At 69.4% G+C, this 16,450-nt stretch carries 15 protein-coding genes and 1 pseudogene; 8 read left to right on the top strand and 8 right to left on the bottom strand.

Annotation, left to right across the window (positions count from 1 at the left end; all coding sequences use genetic code 11):
- Positions 1–18: 18 nt before the first annotated feature.
- The 4 genes from LGM42_RS30125 to LGM42_RS30110 all read right to left on the bottom strand — a co-directional run bounded on the left by LGM42_RS30125 (position 19) and on the right by LGM42_RS30110 (position 3,860).
- The gene (locus LGM42_RS30125; RefSeq protein WP_226234172.1) at positions 19–939 is read right to left on the bottom strand and encodes a hypothetical protein; all 921 of its coding nucleotides are present in this window, start codon (positions 937–939) and stop codon (positions 19–21) included.
- A 312-nt stretch (positions 940–1,251) separates the two neighbouring features.
- Positions 1,252–2,988, bottom strand: coding sequence for a site-specific integrase (locus LGM42_RS30120; protein WP_226234171.1), 1,737 nt, complete (start codon positions 2,986–2,988; stop codon positions 1,252–1,254).
- A 187-nt stretch (positions 2,989–3,175) separates the two neighbouring features.
- A complete protein-coding gene (locus LGM42_RS30115; protein WP_226234170.1) occupies positions 3,176–3,367 on the bottom strand; it encodes a DUF2964 family protein in 192 nt (63 codons plus the stop codon).
- Positions 3,368–3,380: 13 nt separating this feature from the next.
- Positions 3,381–3,860, bottom strand: a complete 480-nt coding sequence (locus LGM42_RS30110) for a universal stress protein (protein ID WP_226234169.1) — start codon at positions 3,858–3,860, stop codon at positions 3,381–3,383.
- A gap of 366 nt (positions 3,861–4,226) precedes the next feature.
- On the opposite strand from LGM42_RS30110, the gene LGM42_RS30105 reads away from it, so the two are divergent.
- The 4 genes from LGM42_RS30105 (at position 4,227) to LGM42_RS30090 (ending at position 9,460) form a co-directional block, all read left to right on the top strand.
- Complete coding sequence (locus tag LGM42_RS30105; RefSeq protein ID WP_060967372.1) at positions 4,227–4,988, top strand: 2-keto-4-pentenoate hydratase; 762 nt, start codon at positions 4,227–4,229, stop codon at positions 4,986–4,988.
- Between the two features lie 31 nt (positions 4,989–5,019).
- Complete coding sequence (locus tag LGM42_RS30100; protein ID WP_226234168.1) at positions 5,020–6,432, top strand: 3-deoxy-D-arabino-heptulosonate 7-phosphate synthase; 1,413 nt, start codon at positions 5,020–5,022, stop codon at positions 6,430–6,432.
- Positions 6,433–6,578: 146 nt separating this feature from the next.
- Positions 6,579–8,747: a hypothetical protein gene (locus tag LGM42_RS30095; protein WP_226234167.1), complete on the top strand. Its 2,169-nt coding sequence runs from the start codon at positions 6,579–6,581 to the stop codon at positions 8,745–8,747.
- A 5-nt stretch (positions 8,748–8,752) separates the two neighbouring features.
- Positions 8,753–9,460 (top strand): DUF3142 domain-containing protein, encoded by a 708-nt coding sequence (locus LGM42_RS30090; RefSeq protein ID WP_226234166.1) that lies wholly within the window; start codon positions 8,753–8,755, stop codon positions 9,458–9,460.
- An 81-nt stretch (positions 9,461–9,541) separates the two neighbouring features.
- Here LGM42_RS30090 and LGM42_RS30085 read toward each other — a convergent pair whose 3' ends face one another.
- Entirely contained in the window at positions 9,542–10,378 is an 837-nt protein-coding gene (locus tag LGM42_RS30085) for an alpha/beta fold hydrolase (RefSeq protein ID WP_059640728.1), read from the bottom strand.
- A 135-nt stretch (positions 10,379–10,513) separates the two neighbouring features.
- Entirely contained in the window at positions 10,514–11,347 is an 834-nt protein-coding gene (locus LGM42_RS30080) for an oxidoreductase (RefSeq protein ID WP_226234165.1), read from the bottom strand.
- A gap of 94 nt (positions 11,348–11,441) precedes the next feature.
- Between LGM42_RS30080 and LGM42_RS30075 the strand changes: the two genes are divergently transcribed.
- The 3 genes and pseudogenes from LGM42_RS30075 (at position 11,442) to LGM42_RS30065 (ending at position 13,677) form a co-directional block, all read left to right on the top strand.
- Complete coding sequence (locus LGM42_RS30075; RefSeq protein WP_226234164.1) at positions 11,442–12,413, top strand: AraC family transcriptional regulator; 972 nt, start codon at positions 11,442–11,444, stop codon at positions 12,411–12,413.
- 111 nt (positions 12,414–12,524) lie between these two features.
- A pseudogene (locus LGM42_RS30070) lies at positions 12,525–12,791 on the top strand (TrmB family transcriptional regulator); the annotation flags it as partial.
- Positions 12,792–12,816: 25 nt separating this feature from the next.
- A complete protein-coding gene (locus tag LGM42_RS30065; RefSeq protein WP_060310495.1) occupies positions 12,817–13,677 on the top strand; it encodes a PhzF family phenazine biosynthesis protein in 861 nt (286 codons plus the stop codon).
- A gap of 33 nt (positions 13,678–13,710) precedes the next feature.
- Here the strand turns inward: LGM42_RS30065 and LGM42_RS30060 are convergent, their stop codons facing one another.
- Complete coding sequence (locus LGM42_RS30060) at positions 13,711–14,874, bottom strand: aldose epimerase family protein (protein ID WP_060310496.1); 1,164 nt, start codon at positions 14,872–14,874, stop codon at positions 13,711–13,713.
- A gap of 105 nt (positions 14,875–14,979) precedes the next feature.
- Between LGM42_RS30060 and LGM42_RS30055 the strand changes: the two genes are divergently transcribed.
- Positions 14,980–15,516: a hypothetical protein gene (locus LGM42_RS30055; protein WP_226234163.1), complete on the top strand. Its 537-nt coding sequence runs from the start codon at positions 14,980–14,982 to the stop codon at positions 15,514–15,516.
- On the opposite strand, the gene LGM42_RS30050 is transcribed toward LGM42_RS30055, so the two are convergent.
- Positions 15,441–16,346 (bottom strand): helix-turn-helix domain-containing protein, encoded by a 906-nt coding sequence (locus tag LGM42_RS30050; RefSeq protein ID WP_226234162.1) that lies wholly within the window; start codon positions 16,344–16,346, stop codon positions 15,441–15,443. The two genes, LGM42_RS30055 and LGM42_RS30050, sit on opposite strands and share 76 nt — an antisense overlap.
- Positions 16,347–16,450: the final 104 nt, after the last annotated feature.

The following is a 16,450-nucleotide window of genomic DNA, read 5'->3' as shown; positions in this document are numbered from 1 at the left end:
GCCGAACGGCAGGCGGCGTCATCGCGCCGTCTGCTGCCGCTGCACCTCCTGCGCTTTCATCTGCAGATAGGCACCCCGCTCCACTTCATGCAGTTGCTGCGGATACTGCTCGGTCGCGTCGAACCAGCGCGCGAGGCGCTGGTCGACCGGCTTGTCGAGCGTCGCGAGATACGTGTCGATCGCAAGGTAGTAGCGCATCGTGTTGCGCTCCAGCAGCCCGCGCACGCCGCCGATGTACTGCGGCTGCGCGGCCGAGGCGGGGCCGACGGTCGTGAACCCGACCTTGTCGCTGCCGACCGTCGCGAGGTAGGTCTTCATCGCCATCCGGCCGACCGTGCCGAAACCATACGAATACGTGAGGTGCAGGAACGTGCGCGACGCGCCGACCGGCACGGCTTCGAGCGCAATCCGGTAATCCTTCGTGCCCATCGGGCCGCTGTCGGCGGTCAGGTCGACCTGGAAATAATCGGGCGTCGCGGCCGCCACGCGATAGCGGAACTGCACGCGATAGGTATCCGACAGCTTTTGCTCGACCTTGCGGCCGAGGTTCACGTCGAGCACCGGGCCGTTGCCGCCGCTCGACGCACGGCAGTACTTCGTGTTCAGGTGCAGGATCAGCACCGCGCACCAGTTCGCGGGGCCTTGGGCGGGATCGTTGAGCTGGCCGTTCACCACCGCGAACGGATAATCGACGACCGCATAGATGTCGCCCTTCAGCGAAGACGACGCTTCCGACGATTCGAGCACCACCGGCCGGTGAAACGCGTTGTCCTTCAGTTGCGCGCCGAGGCTGCGATAGCGCTCGAGCAGCGCGGCCGCGCCGTTCGCGCCCTCCGCGCCGAACGACAGCGCGCTCCAGCCCACGCACACGGTCACGACGAGCGCGCGCCAGGCGCGGCGCGCCAGCCGCGTGCCGCGCGAAGCTCCGGATGTCTCCATGTTGGTACTCCCTGGCGCACGATGGTCGCGCGCATGTGTCACAGAATACGCCTGCCTGCTATGCGGTGCGGCATGCGGTGCGTTCGTCATCGGCCGCGCTTCACCGGCAGCGGCGATTGCGCGGCGGTGATCCGGATCAACGCCGCCAGCCATGCCGATCGTCCCGGCGAGCGCCGAACATCTTGCGCGCCGACACCGTACCGGCCGCCGCGATCTGCTCGACGATGAAATCGGCCGTGCTCTGGCTCGATGCCATCGGGATCTCCGGAATCGAAAATTCGTCTGACCTGCGTCGATGCCGTGCCGTTCCACTCATTTGTCGATGCCGAATGCGCTCGACATCTGCCGTGCCCGCTTCACGTCGTCGCCATGCAGATAGATCGACGTCGTCGAGATCGACGCATGCCGCAGGTTGTCGCGCACCGTCGTCAGCTCCGCACCGCGCGCCAGCGCGTGCGTCGCATGCGTATGCCGCATCCAGTGCGGGCTCGCCTGGCGCAGCTTGTGCGCGAGCGCCGGGTTGTCGGCTTCGACGGCATCGGCCGTCTGCGCGAAGAAGCGCTGCATCACCTTCCACAGCCGCACGCTCGTGATCGCGGCCGCGTCGTCTTCGGCGAGGCTAGGAATCAGCGGCGTATCGGGCCGCCAGCGCGCCGGCGTGACCGGCAACCGGCGCGCGACCAGATAGCGATCGAGCGCCGTGCGCGCGAGCGGCGGCAGCGCGACGCGGGCGGCCTTGCTGCCCTTGCCGACGACCTTCAGCCATGCGTCGCCGTGCGCGTCCGTCTCGATGTCGCCGAGCGTCGCGCCGACCAGTTCGCTCGCGCGCAGCCCGGTCGCATAGCCGAAATCGAGAATGAAGCGCAGCCGTTGCGCGGCGGCCGGCGGCCAGCCCGACCGCGGCGCACCGTCGGCCGTGCGCTTGCCGAATTCGAGCCCGTCGGCGATCGTGCGGACCAGCAGCCACTCGCCTTCGGTGAATGCGTGCGACGTATCGAGTGCGGTCACGCCGCGCGTGTCGCGCACCTTCACGCCCGCGAACGGATTCGCGAGCAGGTAGCGCTGCTCGATCAGCCAGCGGAACAGCGCGCCGAGCACCGACAGCGTGTACGCCGCCGACCGCGCGGACAACGCACCCGAGAACGGCCGCCAGTCGGGCGCGCCGCGCGGCCGCACGGGCCCGACCCAGCGTTCGTGCGGCGTCGGGCGGCGGATGAACGCGCGATAGGCGAGCGCGTCCTCGGTCGTCAGCGACGACAGCGCGCGGCCGCGCTCGACGATCGCCCATAGGATCAGCCGCTCGGCCTCCTTGCGGTACGCGCGCCGCGTCGCGGCCGATTCGTGCAGCGACAGCCACGCGTGCACGGCCGCGTAATCGTTGTCCGCGTCGAGCGTGCAGGTCGCGCGCGGCGCGCGGAACGTGCCGGCCGAGCCGTCGACTTCGTGCGGCAGTTTCAATTGCTCCCACGGCACGATGCTGCCGCGCGGCGTCGCGGCGATCAGCGCACGCGCCCGTTCGGTCAGGTCCGGATGCGCGGCGAAGAATGCCTCGATGCGCCGCGCGCTGGCCATGCCGAGGCCCGCGATCGCGCGCCACCACTGGCGCCGGCGCGGAATCCGCACGGTCAAGTCGGCGAGCGTCGCGATGCCGTGCGCACGCAACGCAACGACCGCGCGTGCCGGCAGCCACAGGCCGACGTCGTCGCCCATCTGCGGGACCGGTGCGCGCGCATGACGCAACTGGCCGATCGCGTCGGTGGCCGCTTTCGCGTGCCGCAAACGCTCACCGTCCGGATGGCCGAGCCGTTCCGCGAGATCGGGGCGGCCGACCTGCCGCGCGACGCGCACGAGGCGGCGGCGAATCGCGCCGATCACGCCGCGCGCCGAGCGCCCGTCTCCGAGCCGGTCGGGCAGATAGCGCTCGACGGCCTGGCGCACGGCCATGCCCGCGTACCACGCGCGCAGTGCGGCCAGTTCGTCGGCATCGGGAAAGCCTGCGGGCGCAGGTGTGGAATCGGGGGAAAGCTGTGCAGTGAGGCGCGGTTTCATGGGCGCCAGTTTGACAGAAGCGCCGAGTTGGCGGCAACGTTGAGGCGGCTGATGATTCAGGCCGGCCGGGACGGCACGAACGCGCCGGCGACGCCACGCGACCACGCGAAATCACGGCGGCGCAACGGCTGTCGCCGGTCGTCGCGAAACCGTGGCCCGACGGGCGCCGCCACCCGACCCGTGCGCATCACGCCTCGCCTTTCGGCCCCGGGTTCAGCATCACGACGAAGCCGGCCACGCCGACGATCAACGCGATGGCGCCGCCGCGCAGCATCGTCGCGGCATCGAACAACAGGCCCGTCACGACGGCCATCATTCCGGCCAGCGACATGAACACGGCGATCGCCGCGACGACGATGCGGTACTGGCGGCGTATCATCGCGCGCACCGCGTCATGCCGCGGCCGAGGCCGCCTTCACGTCGGCGTCGTCGCCGCGAATCAGCAGCACCGGGCACTTCGAGCCGCGCACGAAGCGCTCGGCGACGCTGCCGAGCAGCACGCGCCGGATGCCGCGCCGCCCGTGCGTGCCGACCACCGCGAGATCGATGCCACGCTCCTTCACGTAGCGCTGCAGCCGCTCCGCGATGTCCTCGCCGATGCTCTCGGTCTCGACCAGTTCAGCGTCGCCCTTCGCGCCGGCCAGCGCGATGACCTGTTCGGCTTCGCGCAGCACCTTGCGCCCGTCGTCGCGGATTTCCTCGACGAGCGCGTGCGGATCGAGACGGCCCGCATACGTGAACAGCACCGACTTGTCGACCACATACACGACGCTGACGTGCGCGTTGCCCGCCAGCGCCACCTTCACGGCCTCGGCAAGCGCCTGTTTCGACGAAGCGCTGCCGTCGACGGCCACCATGATCTTCTCGTACATGCGAACCTCGCTGGGGTGAGTTGCCGCGCGCGCTGTCGCGTGCGGCCATGTCGCCATCATCGGCCGACAGCGGGTTCCGGTCTTGACGACGATCAAGCCGGCAGACGTCCGGCCTGCGACCGGACGACGCGGTCGCCCGGACAAGCGGCGAAGCGGAACCGGAAGTGCGAACCACGTCGTCGATCAGGCCGCCGATCCGCATGTCGGTCGGAGCGTCCGGGCGGATTCCGCCGGCTTCCGTGCTCGCGTTGCCGCTGTCGATCCCGACACGACCGAACAGCCATCGCGCCGAAGGCGCTATCATCAACCATGCGACTTTCGTCCGGCCCTTTTTTGCCGGCCCCACTTTCAACTCGCTCAACCGACATGACAACGACTATCGAACGCGTGGACGGCGCCGCCCAGCATCTGGTCGCCGCCCGCCATGCCGGCTCGCCCGGCCCGCTGTTGCCCGATGCACTGCGTCCCGACGACATCGAGACCGCGCTCGCGATCCAGCAGCGCGTGGCCGATTTGCTCGGCGAACCCGTCGGCGGATGGAAATGCGCGCTGCCGCCGCCCGATCGCGTGATCCTCGCGCCGATCTTCGCGTCGACGATCCGCGAAGCCGATGCACCGTACCGCGTCGTCGGCGGACCGATCGTGCGGATCGAACCGGAAATCGCATTCGTGCTCGATCGCGACCTGCCCGCGCGCGAGCACCCGTACGACGAAGACGACGTGCGCGCGGCCATCCGCGAGGTGCGCATCGTGCTCGAGGTGCTCGGCTGCCGCTACGCGGAGCCCGCGCGCGCGTCGAAGTTCGAGCTGCTGGCCGACGGGCAATTCAACCAGGGGCTGTGCGTCGGCCCGGTCGTGCCCGATGGACTGAACGTGCCGCTCGCGACGCTGGCGTTGTCGTTCGAAGGCGCGCTGAACCGCACGATCGACGGCAGCCATCCGGACGGCGATCCGCTCAAGCCGCTGGTGTGGCTCGTCAATTTCCTCGCGTCGCGCGGCGACGCGGTGCGCGCCGGCCAGATCGTGACGACCGGCTCGTACGCGGGCGCGATCGACGTGCCGCTCGGCGATGCGCTGACGGTCCGCTTCGGCGAGCTCGGCAGCCTGTCGGTGACGTTGACCGCGTGACGGTTCGGTCGCTTTCACGCTCCCGTCCGCCATGTCGCTGACACCGCTTCCCGCCCTGCTCGACGCGACGCTGCGCACCGTCGCGCGCCGTTACCGGCTGCCGCCGCTCGACCGCGCGTCGGCGCTGACCGACGCGACGAACCCGGCCACCGCGCTGGCGATCGTGATCGAGGAAGCGCGCAGCATGCGGGCGGACGGCCACGCGCCCGGCGCGGACTTGCGGCAGCGCTTCATCGACGCGCTCGGGCGGATGATCCGCGATGCGATGGATCCGTCGTCCGGCGATCCGTCGTTTCAGGCATCGGTGCTGCGCCACGATGCGCCGAACGTGCGCGAATACGCGTCGTTGTCCGCGCACGCGGAGCAGGACCGGCGCGCGCTGCACTCGGCCGTCAATGCGATCGCGCACCCGGCCAAGCTCGAGCGCAGCGCCCACGCATGGCAACGCGACGGCCTCGCGCGCCTGCACGCGGCCGCGGCCGCTGCGTCGTGGGCCGAACTGCACGCGGCGCTCGCGCACCTGCTCGCGCGGCCCGAGACGGCGACCGACACGGCATTCGAGCAGGACATCGTCAGGCTCAAGGACAGCCCCGCGCTCGAACGCATGCTGCGGCTCGATGCGCTCGCCGCGGACGAGGACGTCCGTCGCTACCGCGCGTTGTGGGTCCGGCAGGGGCCGCTCGTCGGCAGCACGGTGGCCGTCGCGCAAGGCGCCGCGTCCCAGCGGCGCGGCGCGGCCGTCGAAGCGCTGGCGGCACAGGCGCTCGACGCATTTGCGCGCCGGCTCGACGCGGTGGACGAGCAGCGTACCTACCGCGTGGTCACGTCGATGCGCGTGCCGTCGTCGATCCCGGGCCGGCACGACCGCGCGAAAACCGAATGGGACGCGATCCTGCTCGAACGGGCGCGCGGCAGCGACCCGGCGCCTGCGTGGAACGTGCGCTTCCTCGTCGAGGCGAAGGCCTCCGCGGATGCCGCGACGACCGATCTGCCGCGGCTGCTGCGCGGCCTGAACCTGCTCGCGCAGGCGGATCCCGACACGGTCTATGCATTCGAGACGCACCAGGGCACGGTGCGCGTGCATGGCGCATCGCTGCACGCATTGACGACCGACGAAGCGGCGCTGCCGCGCGAAGTGCTGTATTGCTGCGACGCGTCCGCGGACGCGACGCCGCGCCTGCTGGGCGCCGCGAGCCGGATGCAGTTGCTGTCCGCGCAGGCGAGCCTCGAATACGCGAGCGCGCTCGCGCGGCGGCCGGACGCCGATCCGGACGGCCTCGGCGTCATCTGGCATGCCCTGCTGACGCTGCCGCAATGGCAAGCCGTGCTGCATCAGTATCCGTCGTTGCGGCAAGTGCGCGAGCTGATGGTGGCCATCGACGATTTGCGCGCCACGCTCGACGAAATGGACGACGGAGGCATCGCCAGCAGCGTGTGCGCGTGAGGCGCGAGCACGGCCGCGACGCTCGCGCGCGCCCGGCCCGGTTGGCGCCCCGCCGGCCGTCACGCGCCGTGAGGTACGATACGCGCCGGGGCAGCGCGCCCCCTGAGAGACCCGGCCGTCGCGGCCCCCTAACCAGCACAAGAAAAATGCGAAGAAACCCGACGCTGCACCGCAACCTGTTCGCCGCGCTGGCGGCCAGCCTGCTCTGGATGCCGGCCGCCCATGCCAGCGGCGACGACGGCTGCTACGTGCCGACCACGCTCCGGCAGGCTTCATACTCGTGCGGCAACGTGCCGATGCTGACGCCCGCCAACGACACGCGCATCAACGCGATGCTGATGATGGCCGACAGCGCCAAGGTCGCGCAGGTATTCCCGGACCCGAAGACCATCCCGGCGAAAGAGCGGATCAACCAGATCGTCGTGCCGTTCCCGATGGATTTCTCCGGATGGATCTACATCGGCCAGAAGGAGCCCGACAAGACCGGTAGCGCGGCGGACGCCGATGCGTCGTCGAACCGGTACGCGGACGGCGAAGGCAGCATCTGCCGCAGCATGAGCGCCGGCGCGGACGCGTTCAACGAAGCACTCGGCGGCGCCGGCGGCCTGCCCGCCGACGAAGCCGCCCGCCTGCGCGCGGCGCGCGCCGACATCGCGCAGAAAACCTGTGGCGCGGGGGCCGCGAGCGCCGCGTGGGCGAAGCCGCCGGTCAAGTCGCCGCTCGGCCAGCAGTTCGCCGCGTACCTCGACGGCACGAACGCGTTCTATCGCGCCGACTTCCTCACCGCGACCCGCGCGTTCGCGAACGCATCGCACAGCGCGGACCCGTGGCTGAAGGAAACCGGCCTCTACATGGCCGGGCGCGCGCAGTTGAACGCCGCGCAAGCCAACGTATTCGACCACGACAGCCCGACGCCGACGCGCGCGCGCGTGACGAAGGTGTCGCTCGACGCGGCGAACACCGTGTTCCGCACCTACCTGAAGGTGTATCCGAAGGGACGCTATGCGGTGTCCGCGGCCGGGCTGTTGCGACGGGTCGCGTGGCTCGGCGGCAACGTCACGCAGCAGGCCGACCTGTACGGCCATGCACTCGCGCGCTGGTCGCCGGCGACGTCGAACGTGCCGCTGATGCAACTGGCGAACGAACTCGACAGCAAGCTGCTGTTCGGCCCGGAATTCGACGCCGGCCAGATCCAGTCGCCGACCGTGCTCGCCACCGTCGACCTGCTGCGCATGCGCGCGTCGGACAGCAGCGATGCGAGCCGCAAGCCGATGACGCTCGACGAACTGCAGGCGCAGAAGCCGCGCTTCGCGAACGCGCCCGCGCTGTACGACTACCTGCTCGCGACCTGGTACGTGCAGATCGGGCACAAGCCGGACGCCGCCCTCGATCTGCTGCCGCGGACGCCCGCCGCGCCGCTCGACTACTTCGGCCTCAGCCAGCAGGCGCTGCGCGGGTTCGCGCTGGAGGACAGCGGCCAGAACGACACGGCCCGCCAGCTGTGGCGCGACCTGATTCCGCTCGCGAAATTCCGCTTCCAGCGCGAAATGCTGGAACTCGCGCTCGCGATCAACCTGGAACAGGCCGGGCTCGTCAACGACGCGTTCGCCGACGATTCGCTCGTGCAGAACGCCGCGATCCGTGCGGTGCTGCTGCAGCGCGCGGCCAATGCCGACCTGTTGCGCGCGCAGGCGCAGAATCAGGCGACGAGCGGCGCGCTGCGCGACACCGCGCTGTATACGCTGCTGTACAAGGAACTCACGCGTTCGCACTACGCGGACTTCCTCGCCGATACCGCGCTGGTGTCGGGCACGCCCGCCGATCCGTTGAAGCCGTTCATCGCCGCCGGCGCGAAAAACGAGGACGGCTACACGTGCCCCTCGGCGCGCGACGTCGCCGCGACGCTGCAGCAGAATCCGGCCGATCCGAAAGGGCTGAACTGCCTCGCCGATTTCGTGCGCGTGCATCCGCCGGCGTCGGGCCTCGAAATCGATCCGGTGCCCGCGTGGGTCCGCAACGGGTCGAGCGCGGCCGCCACGCGCGTGCCGCCGACACTCGGCGCGGCGCCGTCGCAGTTCGCCGGCAAGCCGTACGAGCGGATGTCGAGCTACGTGACGGTGATGGCCGATACGCAGGCGAACCCGAACGATCGCGCGTACGCGTTCTACCGTGCGATCAGGTGCTATGCACCGGCCGGCGCCAACGAATGCGGCGGCAAGGAGGTGTCGAAGAGCACGCGCAAGCGCTGGTTCGACACGCTGAAGACGGCCTATCCGGGCAGCCCGTGGGCGCAGAAGCTCCGCTACTACTGGTAGGCCGCATGAAGCACATCGCGTGCGTCGCGCTGCTGCTGGCCGCGCGCGTCGCGCTGGCCGGCACCGTCGACGCCGCGCAGTACGACGCGTTCTGGCTGTGGGCCGGCGTGAAGCCGCAGGCGGTCGTGCGCGACGCGCGCATCGTCTACGTGCTGCAAGGACAGATCGAGGCGTCGCCGCGGGACGAGTCGCAGGTGCGCGTGATCGCGCAGGGCGTCGCACTGCCGCCCGCGCCCGACGCGCGTGTGTGGCTCGTCTATCGTGCGCATACGCTGCGCTGGACGCCGCGCGTCACGCAGATCATGCTCGCGCAGCTCGCGCGCTGGCGTGCGTCGGGCCGCACGATCGCCGGCATCCAGATCGATTTCGATGCGGGCACGCGCCACCTGCAGGATTACCTCGCGTTCCTGCGCACGCTGCGCGAGACCTTGCCCGCCGATTGCCGGCTCAGCATCACGGGGCTGCTCGACTGGAGCAGCCGCATCGATACCGACCAGGTCAACGCGCTCAAGGGCATCGTCGACGAGGTGGTCGTGCAGACCTACCAGGGCCGCCGCACGATCCCCGACTACGCGGCGTACCTGCCGCGCGTCGCGCGGCTGCAACTGCCGTTTCGCATCGGCGTGATCCAGGGCGGCGACTGGGACGCGCCGCCGTATCTCGCGACGAACCCGTGGTTCCGCGGCTACGTCGTGTTCCTGCGCAACGGTTAGTGTGGCGGACGTTCGACGGGCGTCGGATCGCCGGTTTTCAATCGCGGCGCCGCCCGCCGCGGCGGGCCGGCGCCGCCACCGTCATGCCCGCACGAACGCCAGCAGATCGGCGTTGAGCACGTCCGCATTGACCGTCAGCATGCCGTGCGAATAGCCCGGGTACGTCTTCAGCGTGCCGTTCTTCAGCAGCTTGATCGACTTCAGCGCGGCATCCGCGATCGGCACGATCTGATCGTCCTCGCCATGCAGCACGAGCGTCGGGACGGAGATCGACTTCAGGTCGTCGGTCTGGTCCGTTTCCGAAAACGCCTTGATGCCGTCGTAATGCGCCTTCGCGCCGCCTTCCATCCCCTGCCGCCACCAGTTGCGGATCACGCCCTGGTGCACGGTCGCGCCTTCGCGATTGAACCCGTAGAACGGACCGCTCGCCACGTCGAGGAAGAACTGCGCGCGATTGTCGGCGAGCGCTTTCCGGAAGCCGTCGAACACCTCCAGCGGCAGGCCTTCGGGGTTCGATTCGGTTTTCAGCATCAGCGGCGGCACCGCGCTGACCAGCACGGCCTTCGCGACGCGGCCGGCCGGCTCGCCGTGCTTCGCGACGTAGCGCGCCACTTCGCCGCCGCCCGTCGAATGGCCGACATGCACCGCATTGCGCAGGTCGAGCGCCTCGACGACCGCGAACGCGTCCGCCGCGTAATGGTCCATGTCGTGGCCGTCCCAGACCTGCGCCGAGCGGCCGTGCCCGCGCCGGTCGTGCGCGATCACGCGATAGCCGTGCTGGACGAAGAACAGCAGTTGCGCATCCCAGTCGTCGCTGGACAGCGGCCAGCCGTGGTGGAACATGACGGGCTGCGCGTCTTTCGGACCCCAATCCTTGTAGAAAATCTCGACGTTGTCCTTCGTGGTGACGTATGGCATCGCGGTACTCCTGTGAGGTGGATGAACGTGGCGAACGGGCCGCCGCCATTATCGGCTTTATTGTGAAACCACGACGCCATCGTGCAATGCGATGGCCGATCCTCCACCGGCAGGAAACGGACGAGGCGGCGCGCGTCAGCCGTCCGTCGACACCGTCAGCGCCTCCCACGCGCGGATTTCGTCGTCCAGCGCCGCCAGCTTGCTCCGCACGAGCCGCAGCGCGTCGCTGCCGAGCAGCAGATGCGCGGGCGGATGGTCCGCCGCGATGACGGCGAGCATCGCCCGCGCGGCCTTCGCGGGGTCGCCCGGCTGCTTGCCGCTTTTTTCCTCGCGTGCGCGGCGGATCGGGTCGAACAGCGCGTCGTAGTCGGCGATCGAGCGCGGCGTGCGCGCCATCGAGCGGCCGGCCCAGTCGGTGCGGAACGAACCCGGCGCGACGGCCGTCACCGCGATGCCGAACGGCTCGAGTTCCTTGCCGAAGGTCTCGGAAATGCCCTCCAGCGCGAACTTGCTGCCGCAGTAATACGCGATGCCCGGCATCGTGATGTGCCCGCCCATCGACGTGATGTTCAGGATGCGTCCGCGCCGGCGTTCGCGCATGAACGGCACGACGGCCTTCATCATCGCGACCGCGCCGAACACGTTCACGTCGAACTGGCGGCGCATCTCGTCGAGCGGCGACTCCTCCATGATCCCTTCGTGCCCGTAACCCGCGTTGTTCACCAGCACGTCGACGGGCCCGACGTTCGCCTCGATGTCCGCGACGACGCCGTCGATCCGCTCGAAATCGGTCACGTCGAGCACGCGTGCGACGGCCGCCTGCGCGGACAGCGCCTCGAAGTCGCGCGCCGCCTGCGCGCTGCGCACCGTGCCGACCACCGTGTGGCCGGCGGCCAGCGCTTCCTGGGCCAGCGCGCGACCGAAACCGCTGCTGACGCCGGTAATGAGCATGATGTTGCCGGATGCCATGTGAACTTCTCCCGAATGTCGATTCAAGCGTGCATACTAGTCTGACGAACGACGCCGAATAAGCCCGATTCCGCTGATTTTCTTGCACAAAACTATGAACACCGTGTCCGTCTCCGCCCGATCTCCAGCGCTGTCGCCGCGCGACCGGAAGCGCCTGGTGGCGCTGCTGCGCGCGCTGGCGCCGAACGAGGGCTACAACCTGACCGCGCTGCCGAGCGTGCGCATCCTGCGCTCGAACCGCGCGCTGTCGCGTACGCCGGTGCTGTACGACCCGGGCATCGTGATCGTGTGCCAGGGGTCGAAGCGCGGCTACTTCGGCGGCGAGTGCTATCTGTACGACGAACACCATTACCTGGCCGTCTCCGTGCCCGTCCCGTTCAGCATGGAAACCGACGCGACGCCGGAGCGCCCGCTGCTTGCGCTGTACCTGCACCTCGATTTCACGCTGGCCGCCGAACTCGCCGCGCAGATCGATCGCGCGGGCGTCGCGGAAACCGTGCAGGCGCCGAAGAGCATGATGTCGACGCCGATGGACGAAGCGATGCACGCGTCGGTGCTGCGTTTCGTCGACGCGATGCAGCGGCCGCTCGACGCCGCCGTGCTCGGCCCGGCGCTGCTGCGCGAGCTGTATTTCCGCGTGCTGACCGGCGCGCAAGGCCACGCGATGCGCAGCGCGCTGGCGATGCGCGGGCAATACGGCCGGATCGGGCGATCGCTGCGCATGATCCACGCCGATTACGCGCGGCCGCTCGACGTGTCGCAACTGGCCGACGAAGCCGGCATGAGCGTGCCGAGCTTTCACAGTCACTTCAAGGCGATCACGCAGGTGTCGCCGATGCAGTACCTGAAATCGACGCGGCTGCATCAGGCGCGGCTGTTGATGGTGCGCCAGGATCTGACGGCGGAGGCGGCCGGCTATGCGGTCGGCTATACGAGCCCGTCGCAGTTCAGCCGGGAATTCAAGCGCCTGTTCGGCTTGACGCCGGCGAAGGAAGCGCGGCGCATGCGCGCGAGCTTCGCGATTCCGGAGGCGTTCGACGATGCGGTGTTCGTGTCGTCGCATTGACGTCGTTGACGTGCGCCGAACCCCGGCCGCGACGCACGCGTTCATCGCGCCGCATCGAGCGCGCGGCCGGGCGGCGACTTCAGGATGAACGCGGTCACGCCCCGGATGCCCTGCGGCGCCAGCGCGAGACTTCGGCTCTCGGGCCGGCGGCCGGCCGTCGCGGTCGCGGACAACGCCGAGGCAGTGGTCGCGGAATTCGGCGACCAGTCGCCCGACCACGCGACGCTGACGACCCATCCGGTCATCGCGCTGCTCGCGGTCGAGTCCATCAAGGCCGACGTAAGCGGCCGCGTCTTGATCGACGCGATGAGTCCGGCAGAATACCGGAAAGTGCTGACGCATCCCGACATGCAGGCGATGCTCGCACCGCTCGACTAACAGGGCTGACCCACACGAGATACCGATGACCCAGTACACCTTCCGCCTGCTGAACGTCTTCGCCGAATCGACGTTCGGCGGCAACCCGCTGTGCGTGTTCGACGATGCGCGCGGCATGGACGACGGGACCATGCAGGCGCTGGCCGTGCAGTTCAATCTGTCGGAGACGACCTTCGTGCTGCCGTCCGAGCGCGCGCATGCACGCGTGCGCATCTTCACGCCCGGCTACGAGATGGCTTTCGCGGGCCATCCGACGCTCGGCACCGCGCACGTCGTGCGCGACCTGCTCAAGGCGGGCGATGCGCTATCGCTCGAATTCAAGGCCGGCGTCGTCGACGTCGCCGCGCGCGGCGACGTGTGGACCTTCATCGCGCCGCACGCCGGCATGCCGAACACGGCGCCGTGCGCGTTGCCGAATGCGGAGGTCGCGGCGCTGCTCGGGATCGCGGAAAGCGACCTGCTCGCGCCGCCGCTGTGGGTCGACACCGGTGCCGACCAGTTGCTGGTCGCGCTCAAGGACCCGGCCGCCGTGCGGCGCGCGCAGCCCGATAGCGCGCACCTCGACGTCTGGCCGCGAAGCAGCCTCGGCCGCAAGACCGCCTATGTGTTCGCGTTCGACGCCGCGCGCCCGGGGACGGTCGTGTCCCGCTACTTCTTCGTGAAGCAAGGCGGCGGCGTGTCGGAAGACCCCGGCACCGGATCGGCCTGCGCGAATCTGGGCGGCTGGCTGCTCGCCGCCGGACACGATCTACCGGCCGCGTTTCGGGTCGAGCAAGGCGAAGCCGTCGGCCGGCCCTGCCTGCTGCGCTTGTCGGTCGATGCCGCGGGCGAAATCGGCGTCGGCGGGCGCGTGATCGAAATCGGGCGCGGCGTGATCAACGTGTGACCGGCGCACGCCCGCCGATGCCGACGCCGACGCTCATCGCGCGCCTACCCGCCACACCGTCACTTCGTGCAGCGTCTCGCCCGGCTTGAGCGCCGTCGACGGGAAGGCCGGATGATTCGGCGAATCGGGAAAGTGCTCGGCCTCCAGCGCGAACGCATCGGTTTGCCGGTAGGCCGTCCCGCCCTTGCCCGCGACACTGCCGTTCAACCCGTTGGCCGTATAGAACTGCAGCCCCGGCTGCGTCGTGTACAGCTCGAGGAACCGCCCGGACGCCGGGTCGTAAGCGCGCGCGGCAAACGCCGGCGCCGTCTGGCCGCCCTGGTCGAGCACCCAGTTCTGGTCGTAGCCATGCGCGATCGCGAGCTGCGGATACGCATCGCGCAAATGCGCGCCGATCGGCGTCAACTGGCGCAGATCCATCGGCGTGCCCGCGACGCTCGCCAGTTGCCCGGCCGGAATCGACGTGCCGTCGGTCGGCGTGAAACGCGATGCGGCGATCTCGATCAGTTGCCGCTCGACGCTGCCGGCCGCCTGCCCCGCCAGATTGAAGTAGCTGTGGTTGGTCAGGTTGACGACCGTGTCCCGGTCGGTCGTCGCGCGGTAGTCGATGCGGATCTCGTCGTCGCGGGTCAGCGTGTAGGTGACGTCCGTCGTCAGCGTGCCGGGGAAGCCGTTCTCGCCGTCGGGGCTCACGTAGCGCAGCGTGACGCTCGAACCCGCCGCGTCGCTGCGCGTACCGGTGACCTTCCACACCTTCGCGTCGAAACTGTCCGGGCCGCCGTGCAGCGTGTTCGGCCCGTCGTTGACCGGCAGCGTCCACGTCTTGCCGCCGAGCGTGAAACGCCCGCCCGCGATGCGGTTCGCATACCGGCCGATCAGCGCGCCGAAATGGATGTTGCCGTTGTGCGCTTCGTAGTCGCGCAGCGAATCGAAGCCGAGCACGATGTCGGCAACGTGGCCGGTGCGGTCGGGCACGTCGAGCGCGGTCACGATGCCGCCGTACGTGATGACTTTCAGCGTCACGCCGTGCCGGTTCGCGAGCGTGTACTGGCTCACCGCCTGCCCACTCGCGGTCGTCCCGTAATCGGCGCGGCTGATCGACACGTCGGGCGCCGCCGATGCGACGGCTGCGTGCAGCGCGAACGTTGCGAACACACCTATCGCGAGCATCGGTTGTCGCGGCCAGCGTCGTTTCATGAAAATCTCCAAAGTGATGCGGCCCGTGCAGGCGCGCAAGTTGCATGCCCGCACGGCGCCACGTTTGCCATGCTGCGCGCATCGTCCGCCCGAGCGAGCGCCGCCATGAACGCCGTATCCCCCGATATCGCGCGCATGCTGCGCGCCGCCCGCGATGCCTGCTTCGGCACGGCGGCCGTGTGGCCGCTCGTCGAGCGCGAATACGGCGAGCCGCGGCGCTTCGATCACACGCTCGCGCATCTGGCGGAATTGTTCGCGCACCTCGCGCCGTATCGTACGGAATCGCCGTGGCCGGCCATCGAGCTCGCGGCATGGGCCCATGACGTCGTCTACGCGACGACGCTGCAGGACGACGCGGACAACGAAGCGCGCAGCGCTCGTGCGGGTCGCGAACACGCACTGTACCGCGTCATGGTTGCACGCGCACGCATCGCATCCGTCCATGGCCCGCGATCTCGTGCTGGCCACGCCGTCGCACCGGCTGCCCGAAACATACGCCGCCGATCCGCCATGGCAGCGCGCGGCGCGGACCGGCGCACCCCGCCTTCGCATCGCGACGATCGCGATCACGTATGGTCCGCGCGCCACCGGCGTGGCGTGACACCGGTCAACCGCGTGAAGGTTCGCGAGAAATGGCTTTGATCGGCGAAGCCGCACGCGGCGGCGATCAGGCTCAACGGCACGTCCGGGTTGCGCATCCATTCCTTCGCCCGTTCGACGCGCTGCACGATGAGCCAGCGATGCGGCGGCAGCCCGGTCGTCCGATGAAACGCCTTGACGAAATGACTGCGAGACAGCCCGCACGCGCTCGCCACGTCGGCCAGCGCGATGTTGCCGTCGAGATGCGCGAGCAGCAGCTCTTTCGCGCGGCGCGCCTGCGACGGCGTGAGCTTGCCGTCCGACTTTTCCCGCCGTTCGCCGATGCCGCCGTATCGGCACGCGACGTGCGCCTGGAACGCCAGCCCCACGTGATCGATAAAGATCTGCGATGCCTCGCCAGGCCGGGCCAGCGCGGGCAGCAGCGCGCGTCCGAGCGCATGGATGACCGAATCGTGGGTGCTCAGATGCGGCGGCAGATAAAGCTGCGGCCGCCGCCGGCCGCCGAGGTCGTCGACCGTTTCCTCGAGCGTGTGGCGCGGCAGGTGGAAATGCAGGCAATCGAACGCGCCCTTCAGGTCGGCCACCCAGCGACGGTCGAGATCGTAGATTGACACGGTTCCCGCGTCGTACGGGACGAACGGCGCGGGGCGGCCATCGAGCCACAGATCCTGTTCGCCGAACGCATGCAACTGCAAGACGATCAGATCCGTATTCTCCAGTTCATAGGGCGCGGTCAGCCCCATGTTCCGGCGCAAGGTCTTGAGTCGGACGATACCGATTTGCCCCTTCGGCAACGCCTGCGTGACGATGGTCTGCCTGACGTCGGCCGGGATGAAATCGGAGGATGCGGTGTCCGGCTGAGCGGTGGTCATGGGACGATGCGAAGAGACGAATGACAGGAGTGGCCACTCTAGCAAATCACGGTGACGCGCGCCGCTCGCGCCGCGGCGGCACTGGTATGATGCGCCAGCCACCC

It is taken from the genome of Burkholderia sp. AU39826 (genome assembly GCF_020419965.1).
GTDB classification, from domain to species: Bacteria; Pseudomonadota; Gammaproteobacteria; order Burkholderiales; family Burkholderiaceae; genus Burkholderia; species Burkholderia semiarida.
This window is presented reverse-complemented; position numbering and strand designations above follow the sequence as displayed.